The sequence below is a fragment of the Phenylobacterium sp. genome, from assembly GCF_019636135.1.
Taxonomy (GTDB): Bacteria; Pseudomonadota; Alphaproteobacteria; order Caulobacterales; family Caulobacteraceae; genus Phenylobacterium.
The window spans coordinates 38,632-47,994 of sequence record NZ_JAHBYD010000034.1 but is presented as its reverse complement, the minus strand read 5'-3'; the positions used below and the strand labels follow the sequence as shown (position 1 = coordinate 47,994).

The following is a 9,363-nucleotide window of genomic DNA, read 5'->3' as shown; positions in this document are numbered from 1 at the left end:
TGCAGCTCGGTCGCCTCGGGGGTGGCGGGGGCCTTGCGGGTGCGGCCGACCTTGGCGGCCACCGCTTCGCCGGCGGTCTTCGCCTGTTCGATCAGGTCCTCGCCCCTGGCCTTGGCGTCCTCGATGAGCGCCTCGCCCTTCAGCTTGGCGTCGTCGATCAGCGGCTGGGCGCGCTCGGCGATGCGCTCCCGGTTCTTCCAGGCCACCACGCCGGCCGCGCCCAGGACGGCCGCGCCGATAAGGATGAACGGATTCCTGCGGGCGAACGCCAGCGCCGGTCCGGCCAGTTTCGCGGCCTGCTTCATCCGATCGCGGTCGAGCGGCAGGCGATACTTCTCAAGAACGTCGGGCATGTCGGTCATCACGGGTCTCCGGGCTTGGCTTGCGGACAGAAACCCCTTTGCGGCCAAGCCGTTCCCGCTCCCCGCTTCGGAACCGGCGTCCAATCACAAAAGATTCAACGGAGGTGCGACTCACCGGCCCGGCGGCCCAGCTTGAGTCGGATTCCGAAATCAGATTAACGATTCTCGCCGAGGGGCCAGACCATTAACCGGTCTTAAAGAACGGTAGGGCAGGTTAACGGCGAGGCATGCGCGGGTCCGCTGGGTCCGTGGGGGAATGCGGGGACGCGGGCAGGAGAGGCCGATGCGGGTTTTGTTGATCGAGGACGACAGCGCGACCGCGCAGAGCATCGAGCTGATGCTGAAGTCCGAAGGTTTCAACGTCTATACGACCGACCTGGGCGAGGAAGGCGTCGATCTCGGCAAGATCTACGACTACGACCTCATCCTGCTGGACCTCAACCTGCCCGACATGAGCGGCATGGACGTCCTGCGCACGCTGCGCGTCGGCAAGATCAACACCCCGATCATGATCCTGTCGGGCACCGCCGAGATCGAGACGAAGGTGAAGACCTTCTCGGGCGGCGCCGACGACTACATGACCAAGCCGTTCCACAAGGACGAGCTGGTCGCCCGCATCCACGCCGTGGTCCGCCGTTCGAAGGGCCACGCGCAATCTGTCATCAAGACCGGCGACATCATCGTGAACCTGGACGCCAAGACGGTCGAAGTGGGCGGCATCCGCGTCCACCTGACCGGCAAGGAATACCAGATGCTGGAGCTGCTCTCGCTCCGGAAGGGCACGACCCTCACCAAGGAAATGTTCCTGAACCACCTCTACGGCGGCATGGACGAGCCCGAGCTGAAGATCATCGACGTCTTCATCTGCAAGCTCCGGAAGAAGCTCGCGGCGGCCGCCGACGGCAAGCACCACATCGAGACCGTCTGGGGCCGCGGCTACGTGCTGCGCGACCCGCAGGAAGGCGTGATCGCCGCCTGAACGCCGGGCGCGACCATATCCAACGATAGTGAGACGCCCGGACGCATGTCCGGGCGTTTTCGTTTGCATCGGGTCGGTCTAGCCTTGCGCCGACCAGCCCCGGGGGAGGACTAGGGACCATGGGCCGCCTGCTTGCGCTGCTGCTCGCGCTGATCGCCGGCTCGTACCTCGCCTACCTCGACCAGGTGCTGCCCGAATCGGCGCCGCTCTCGACGTCGCCGCTGGAGTTCTCGGGCGAGCGGGCGTTCCAGGACGTGCGGTTCCTGGCGGCCGTGCCGCATCCCGTCGGCTCGGTCGCCAACGCCAACGTGCGCGACGCCATCGTGGGCAAGATGCTGAAGTACGGGCTCTCGCCCGAGGTGCGCCCGGGCGTGGGCGTCTTCAGCCGCGCCGACCGGCCGGGCTTCTTCGGCGGCGCCTACGTCGAGAACATCGTGGGCGTGCTGCCGGGCCGCGACCGCAACGCCCCGGCGCTGGCCCTGCTGGCCCACTACGACAGCGTGCCCGGCTCGCCCGGCGCCGCCGACGACCTGATGGGCGTGGCCGCGGCGCTGGAGACCGTCCGCGCCATCGCGGCCCACGGCGTCCCGGCCCGCGACGTCATCGTGGTCATCACCGACGGCGAGGAGGCGGGCCTCCTCGGCGCCAACCACTTCTTCCACCGCGACCCGATGGCCAGGCGGGTGGGCTTCGTCGTCAACCTGGAGGCGCGCGGCTCGGCCGGCCGGGCGCAGATGTTCCAGACCCATCCGCGGAACGGCGAACTGATCGGGCTCTTCCAGGCCAACGCCCGGCGGCCGGCGTCCTCGTCGCTGGCGGTGATGCTCTACGAGGTGATGCCGAACGACACCGACCTCACCGAGAGCCTGCGGGCCGGCGTGGACGGGATGAACTTCGCCATCATCGGCCGCCAGTTCGACTACCACAGCCCCACCTCGACCGCGCAGAACCTCGAGCGCGGCTCGCTGCAGGACATGGGCGACCAGGTGCTGGCGGTCTCGCGCGAGCTGGCGTTCGCCGACGCCCTGCCCGGCCACGCGCCCTCGCCGGTCTACGCGAACCTGTTCGGCGACGTGCTGGTCGCCTACCCCGCCTGGGTGGGATGGGTGCTGATCCTGGTCATCGGCGGCCTGATCGCCGTCTCGGTCCGCTGGGCGCGGCAGTCGGGCGAGTTCCCGGCCGCCGACCTGCTGCGCGGCGCGGGCGCCTTCGCCTTCGCGGGCGTCGGCGCCGCGGCGATCCTCCAGTTCGCGCGGCGGCTCACGGGCGCCGAGTTCGGCTATCTGGAGCAGCGGTTCCTGCTGGCCCAGGCGCAGCGCTGGGAGTGGGCGATCATGCTGGTCTCCCTGGGCTTCATGATGCTGGCCGCCGCCGAGCTGTCGCGCAGCCGCCGCTGGGTGGCGTTCCTGCCCCTGGCCGCGGGCCTCGCCTGCTCGGCGCTGGCGATGGAGGTCGACTGGATCGGCGGCGTCACCGGCGCGCTCGCCGCGCTCATCGGCTGGTTCACCTTCGGCCGCCCGGTCAGCCGCAAGGGCGCCTGGGCGGGCGGGCTCGTCTTCTGCCTGCTGCTCACCATCGCCCTCCAGGCCCTCGCCCCGGCCGCCGCCTTCGTCCTGGCCTGGCCGCTGCTGGCGGCCGCGGTCGCCGCGGCGGCCACCTCGTTCGGCGCCAAGCGCAACGCGCTGGACCTGCTGCTGCTGGCGGTGCTCGCCGCCGCGGCGCTGGGCTGGGAAGGCGGGGTCTCGCACACCGCCTTCGAGAGCATGGACTTCGTGCCGCTGTTCGCGATCCAGATGATCACCGCGGCCATGGTGCTCTGGCCCCTGGCGCAGCCCGACTGGGGCCGCTCGCCGGCGCGGATCATCGGGGCGGCGCTGCTGCTGGGCGGCCTCGGCCTCACGCTCATCGTCCGCTCGGCCGACCCGTGGAGTCCGCGGCGCCCGCAGATCACCTACGTCGGCTTCCAGCAGGACCAGGACACCGGCCGCGCCTGGCGCTTCGCCCTGCCCGGCGCGGGCCGCGCCTGGACCGACCAGGTGCTGAAGGCCGACAGCCAGGCCGAGCCGCAACGGCTCAAGCAATGGTGGTGGTGGCGGCCGCACGACATGGCGCCCGCGACACCCATCGCCTCGACCGCGCCCACGTTCGCGATGGTCCGCGAGCCGGACAAGCGCCTGAAGCTCTCGGTGACCCTGCCGCCCGAGGCGCGGACGCTGGAGCTGCGCCTGCGCTCCACCGTCCCGGCCCGGGTGATGACCCTGGGCGGCGGCCCTGTCGGCCAGGAGATGGCGGCCGGCAAGTGGGTGCGCGTGAGCTGGACGACCTCCGGCCCGCCGCTGGAGCTCAGCGTGAAGCCCACCGGGCCCGGACGCCTCGACATCGCCTACGTCGCCGGAATCGACGGCTGGCCCGGCACGGCCACGCCGCTGCCGGCCCGCCCGGCCGACCTGATGCCGTGGGACGATTCCGACTCGACCTTCCTGACCGGCACGCGCGCCTTCACTTGGTAGCCGGCTGGCGCTATCTCGGGAGCATGAGCGACGTCACGATCTATCACAACCCCGCGTGCGGGACCTCGCGGAACACGCTCGCGCTCCTGCGCGAGAAGGGCGTCGAGCCCGCGGTGGTCGAGTACGTGAAGGCCGGCTGGACCCGGGAGCAGCTCCAGGACCTCCTGAAGCGCATGCAGGTGGGCGCCCACGACATCCTGCGCGTGCGCGGCACCAACGCCGAGGCGCTGGGCCTGACCGACCCGAACGTGTCGGACGAAGCGATCATCGCGGCCATGATCATCGAGCCGATCCTGGTGAATCGCCCTATCGTGGTAACCCCGAAGGGCGCGGCGCTGTGCCGGCCCGCCGAGCTGGCGCTCGGCCTCCTCTGACGACCTGAGACAATCGGCCGGGGCGCGCCGAGCGCCGTTCGCGGCCATCTTCCACTCAACTGCGGGCGCGGGGGCGCTTCAGCAGGCTCCGGCGGCGTCCGGACCCGCACAGTCGAGCACCGGGGGCGCCATGCAGGATCCCGATCCGCGCAAATTCTCCTTTCGCCTGAAGGCCGGCCTTGTCGCCGGCGCCGTCGCCGTGGCCGCGGGCCTGGTCGGCTGGCAGGTCGCTTCACGGCTGGACGGGCCCGAGGCGCCGCGGCTGACGGCCGGCGCCATGGCCGCCCTGCAGCACGCCGCCTTCACCCAGGCCGAGGCCCAGCCCGGCTACGCCCGGCCGCAGAACGTGGAGCTGAAGGTCCGCCCGGGCGAGACGCTGGAGGCGGCCGTGCTGCGCGCCGGCGTCCCCGAGGCCGAGGCCCGCCAGGCGGTCGCGGCGCTGGGCGGCGCCATGGACACCGTGCGCATCAAGGCCGGCCTGTCGTTCGACGCCGCCGTGGCGAAGCCGCAGGCCGAGGACCGCCCGGCGCGGCTGATCGGGCTGTCGCTGCGCACCGGCCCCGCGACGTCCGTCACCGTCTCGCGCACCTTCGACGGCGCGCTGCGCCTGCGGTCGCTGGAGGAGAAGGTCACCGACGAGGTCCGCGTCGCCGACGGCGAGATCTCGGGCTCGCTCTACGAGAGCGCCGCGCGGCTGGGCGCCACGCCCGCCCTCATCGCCCAGACGGCCAAGCTGTTCGCCCACAAGCTCGACTTCCAGCGCGACATCCAGCCCGGCGACGACTTCCGCCTCGTCTTCACCCGCAAGGTCACCGAGAGCGGCCGCACCGTCGAGACCGGCGAGCTGGACTACGCCGAACTGCACGGCGTGAAGTTCTTCCGCTTCGAGCGCGACCACGGCGAGGCCGAGTACTTCGACGAGCACGGCAAGAACGTGCGCGGCTTCCTGCTGCGCACGCCGGTCGACGGGGCGCGGCTGACGTCGGGCTTCGGCCGCCGCAAGCACCCGATCCTGGGCTACGCCCGCGCCCACCAGGGCGTCGACTTCGGCGCAGGCCCCGGCACGCCGATCCTGGCGGCGGGCGACGGCGTGATCGTGAAGGCCGGGCGCTGGGGCGGCTATGGCAACTGGCTGCAGATCCGCCACGCGGGCGGCTGGGACACCGGCTACGCCCACATCTCGCGCTACGCCAAGGGCATGCGGCCGGGGACGCGGGTGCGGCAGGGCCAGGTGGTGGCCTACGTCGGCTCCACCGGGCTCGCGACCGGCCCGCACCTGCACTACGAGGTCTGGCAGAAGGGCCATCGCGTGAACCCCGTGGGCGCGAAGGTCCCGCAGGGCACGGTGCTGGCCGGCGCCGAGCTCGCCCGGTTCAAGGCCGAGAAGGCGCGCATCGAGCGGCTGCTGGCCGGCGCGGCGGCGCCCGCGCCCCGCACCCTGGCGCAGGCCGAGACCGGTGCGTCGGCCCGTTGAGCTTGCGGCGGGGCCGCATCGCGCCTAACCCGTCTCCATCGGGGCATCGAAGAGAGTTGGGATGAGCGTCACGACCGTGGTCGTCGGGATGGTGCGCGGCATGGTCGCCAGGTGGCCTGCCAACCCGAACCAGGCGGCCGTCTACGAGTTGTTGCGCCTGCTCGGCCGCTGGCGGTCGCAGATGCTGGCCAACACCTACATCCAGCTCCAGGGCCGCCGGATCTGGAGCGGGCCGTTCGCGGGCATGGACTATGTCGACCACGCCACCGAGGGCGCGCTGGCCCCGCGGCTGATCGGCACCTACGAGTCCGAGTTGCACCCGCACCTCGCCGCCCTCGCCGCCGAGGGGCTGGACTGCGTGATCGACGTGGGCTGCGCCGAGGGCTACTACGCGGTCGGCCTGGCGCGGATGATGCCGGGCGTCACCGTCCACGCCTACGACATCGACGCGAAGGCGCGGGCGGCCTGCGCCGAGCTGGCGGTGCGCAACGGCGTCTCGGACCGCGTGATCGTCGGCGGCGAGTTCAGGCCCGACGGCTTCGAGGCCTTCGCCGGCAAGCGGACGCTGGTGCTGGTCGACACCGAGGGCGCCGAGGTCGACATCCTGCAGCCGCACCTCAGCCCGGCGCTGGCGGGCATGAGCCTGATCGTCGAGACGCACGACGTCTACAAGCCCGGCGCGCTGGCCACGATGATGCAGCGGTTCGCCGCCACCCACGACATCGTGCGCCTGGACCAGCAGCCGAAGATCTTCGAGATGCCGCCGTTCCTGAAGCCCATGACCCACCTCGACCAGTTGCTGGCGGTCTGGGAATGGCGCCAGCAGCCGACGCCCTGGCTGGTGATGCGGCCGAAGGCGAAGGGGCCGGCCTGATCCGCATTCCGAGGGCGGCGCGGGCCGCGGAACGCCGGCGAGGTCGCGCCGGGCCTCCCCCTTCCGAACGCCATGGCCGGCCTTGTGCCGGCCACCCCTACACGCCGGCGCGCCGAAGCGGCCCGCGGCGGGGGCCGCTGCGAGCTTTTCGGGGCCGGTGTTCATGGGTGGCCGGCACAAGGCCGGCCATGACGTTCGGAAGGGAGAAGGTGAAGGTCGGCGTGCAGGCGGACGGGCGTGTCCCAGTCTGGACGTTCGTATTCGTTCCAGTCGGCGCGCTCGGGACGCTCCGGCCGCTCGTCGCGCTCTTCTTCGTCGGGCTCGGCGGCCCGGCGGGACGCGGCGCGTTCCTCGGCGAAGCCGCCGGCGGCGAGCGCCGTCTGAAGGACCCCTGACAGCCTCTAGCCTGCCGGCTTGCGGCCGCGGCTCTGCGGCTTCGGGGGGTCGAGTTCCTTGTCGATGTGATCGAGCAGCATGGTCCCGACCTCGACGGGGTCCATCCGAAGCGCGCGCATGATGGTGACGAACTCGACGAAATCCACCCGGCGCTGCCCGCGCTCATAGCTCGACACGAACGACTGCGGCTTCCGCAGGCGCAGGGCCAGCTCGTCCTGGGTGACGCCCCTCAGCAACCGGTAACGGCGAAGTTGCCGGCCCACGATCTTGTGGTCGTCGGGCCCAATCCACACGCCGCGATTTTCCCTTGAGGCGAGAATCCGCGTGCATCGTGGGAACGGATGATCCAATAACGAAAAAGTCGATATTGAATTATCCGATGAGACTGCGTGTAATCCAGCAATGGAAGGCCCGACGCGGGTCTTCGCCAAGCGATCCGTGGGGGGTTCAGATGAAGATTGGAATTGGACTTGTCGCCGGTGCGATGCTTGCAGTCGCGGCTCTCCCGGCCGCGGCCGGCACGACCATCACCTTTGACGAGCGCACGTCGGCCGGCGGCGTCGCCACCGGCAATTTCGAGAGCGGCGGCTTTCTGTTTTCCTACGCCATCGATAACGGCGTGGGCTTCCGAAGCTGGGGCGTCGAGGGTGAGTTCGCACCGTATAACGCCGATCCGGACGGGGCGACGCTCTTCGACAATGGGGGTCTCGATCCTTCATTCGCGCCCGTCGGCGGCGGCGCCTTCGCGCTGGTCTCCATCGACATCGCCGACATCTACAACGGTCGGACCGGTGGCCTGCCGACGACGACATATTTTACGGCGACGAAGGCCGGCGGTGGCGTCACCACCCAGAGCTTCACGGTCGATCCCGTGCCCGGCCTGACGACCTTCGTCTTCGACTCCAGCTTCGCGAATGTCCTGTCGGTGGCCTGGTACTGGATACCCGACGGCGCCTTCCATGGACGCCCAGCCCAGCTCGACAACATCGTGGTGGGCGAGGCCGTGACGGGCGGTGTTCCCGAGCCCTCGGCCTGGGCGCTGATGATCCTGGGCTTCGGGACCGCGGGCGCCGCGATGCGCCGGCGGTCGCGGCCCGCGCCGCAGGTCTGAAGGCGAGCCGGCCCGCGCCGAGGCGTGGGCCGGCGTCCGCCGCCGGGCGGCCGGCGATCAGGCGTCGAAGGTGATGACCGAACGGGCGACCGCGCCGGTCTTCATCTCCTCGAAGGCCTCGTTGACCTGGTCGAGGCGGATGCGGCGGCTGATCATGTCGTCCAGGTGCAGCTTGCCGGCCATGTAGGCGTCGACCAGGCGGGGCATGTCGACCGGGAAGCGGTTGGAGCCCATCAGCGAGCCCTGGATGCGCTTCTCGGCCAGGAAGGCCGCGCCCATCAGGCTGATGCTCTGGCCGACCGGGATCATGCCGATCACATTGGCGGTGCCGCCGCGGGCCAGCATGTTGAACGCCTGCTCGGCGGTGGCCGCCAGGCCGATGGCCTCGAAGCTGTGCTGCACGCCGCCGCGGGTCATCTCGATGACCGTCTTCACCGCGTCGGGGCCGCCCTGCACGAAGTCGGTGGCGCCCATCGACTTGGCCAGGTTCTCCTTGCCCGGCGCCATGTCGATGGCGATGATCCGGCCCGCGCCGGCCAGGGCCGCGCCGTTGACCGCCGCCAGGCCCACGCCGCCGCAGCCGATGACGGCCACGGTGTCGCCCGGGCGGACGTTCGAGGTGTGGATCACCGCGCCCACGCCGGTCATCACGCCACAGCCGATCAGGGCGGCGCGGTCCAGCGGCATGTCCTTGCGGATCGCGACGCAGGCGTTCTCGTGGATCAGCATCTGCTCGGCGAACGACGACAGGTTCAGGTACTGCAGCATCGGGCCGTTGGCGGAAGACAGGCGCGGCTCATCTTCCTCGCGGCGCTTGGTCTCGGGCGACACGCAGCGGCTCATATGGCCGGTGACGCAATGGTCGCAGTGGCCGCAGAAGGCCGAGAGGCAGGTGATGACGTGGTCGCCCGGCTTCACGCTGCGGACCTCCGAGCCCACCGCCTCGACGACGCCCGAGCTCTCGTGGCCCAGCACGGCCGGCATCGGGTGCGGATACTTGCCCTCGATGAAGTGGAGGTCCGAGTGGCAGACGCCGGCGGCGGCGGTGCGGATCAGCACCTCGCGCGGGCCGGGCTTGGAGATCTGCACGTCCTCGATCTGAAGCGGCTTGCCCACTTCGCGCAGCACGGCGGCCTTCATGGCGTTCCCTTCCTCTCGAACAGTTGTTGGGCACAGCCTTATCGCCGTTCAGATGGCGGTGGGAAGCCCCTATCGCGGTAACAACTGCGCCTCGACAACGCCACAGGACCCTTCCATCTAGAAGGCGATGGACGCCGCGCCGC

At 70.8% G+C, this 9,363-nt stretch carries 10 protein-coding genes; 7 read left to right on the top strand and 3 right to left on the bottom strand.

Translation table 11 applies throughout. The annotated features are described in order from the left end of the window. Nucleotides 1-362: hypothetical protein (locus KF737_RS19595; protein WP_296459118.1), on the bottom strand; the 362-nt coding region annotated here is incomplete at its 3' end. A gap of 283 nt (nt 363-645) precedes the next feature. On the opposite strand from KF737_RS19595, the gene ctrA reads away from it, so the two are divergent. The 6 genes from ctrA (at nt 646) to KF737_RS19565 (ending at nt 6,968) form a co-directional block, all read left to right on the top strand. Then, nucleotides 646-1,341, top strand: coding sequence for a response regulator transcription factor CtrA (gene ctrA, locus KF737_RS19590; protein ID WP_293478482.1), 696 nt, complete (start codon nt 646-648; stop codon nt 1,339-1,341). 119 nt (nt 1,342-1,460) lie between these two features. Then, on the top strand, nt 1,461-3,851 hold the full coding sequence (locus tag KF737_RS19585; protein WP_296459113.1) for a M20/M25/M40 family metallo-hydrolase: 2,391 nt from the start codon (nt 1,461-1,463) through the stop codon (nt 3,849-3,851). 23 nt (nt 3,852-3,874) lie between these two features. Continuing rightward, entirely contained in the window at nt 3,875-4,225 is a 351-nt protein-coding gene (arsC, locus tag KF737_RS19580) for an arsenate reductase (glutaredoxin) (protein WP_296459107.1), read from the top strand. A gap of 130 nt (nt 4,226-4,355) precedes the next feature. Continuing rightward, on the top strand, nt 4,356-5,699 hold the full coding sequence (locus KF737_RS19575) for a M23 family metallopeptidase (protein WP_296459104.1): 1,344 nt from the start codon (nt 4,356-4,358) through the stop codon (nt 5,697-5,699). Between the two features lie 61 nt (nt 5,700-5,760). After that, entirely contained in the window at nt 5,761-6,573 is an 813-nt protein-coding gene (locus KF737_RS19570; protein WP_296459100.1) for a hypothetical protein, read from the top strand. Between the two features lie 209 nt (nt 6,574-6,782). Then, nucleotides 6,783-6,968 (top strand): hypothetical protein, encoded by a 186-nt coding sequence (locus tag KF737_RS19565; protein WP_296459097.1) that lies wholly within the window; start codon nt 6,783-6,785, stop codon nt 6,966-6,968. A gap of 6 nt (nt 6,969-6,974) precedes the next feature. On the opposite strand, the gene KF737_RS19560 is transcribed toward KF737_RS19565, so the two are convergent. Next, the gene (locus KF737_RS19560) at nt 6,975-7,262 is read right to left on the bottom strand and encodes a helix-turn-helix domain-containing protein (RefSeq protein WP_296459093.1); all 288 of its coding nucleotides are present in this window, start codon (nt 7,260-7,262) and stop codon (nt 6,975-6,977) included. Between the two features lie 158 nt (nt 7,263-7,420). On the opposite strand from KF737_RS19560, the gene KF737_RS19555 reads away from it, so the two are divergent. Next, a complete protein-coding gene (locus KF737_RS19555) occupies nt 7,421-8,080 on the top strand; it encodes a PEPxxWA-CTERM sorting domain-containing protein (protein ID WP_296459090.1) in 660 nt (219 codons plus the stop codon). Nucleotides 8,081-8,137: 57 nt separating this feature from the next. Here KF737_RS19555 and KF737_RS19550 read toward each other — a convergent pair whose 3' ends face one another. Next, a complete protein-coding gene (locus KF737_RS19550) occupies nt 8,138-9,220 on the bottom strand; it encodes a Zn-dependent alcohol dehydrogenase (protein ID WP_296459087.1) in 1,083 nt (360 codons plus the stop codon). Between the last annotated feature and the right edge of the window lie 143 nt (nt 9,221-9,363).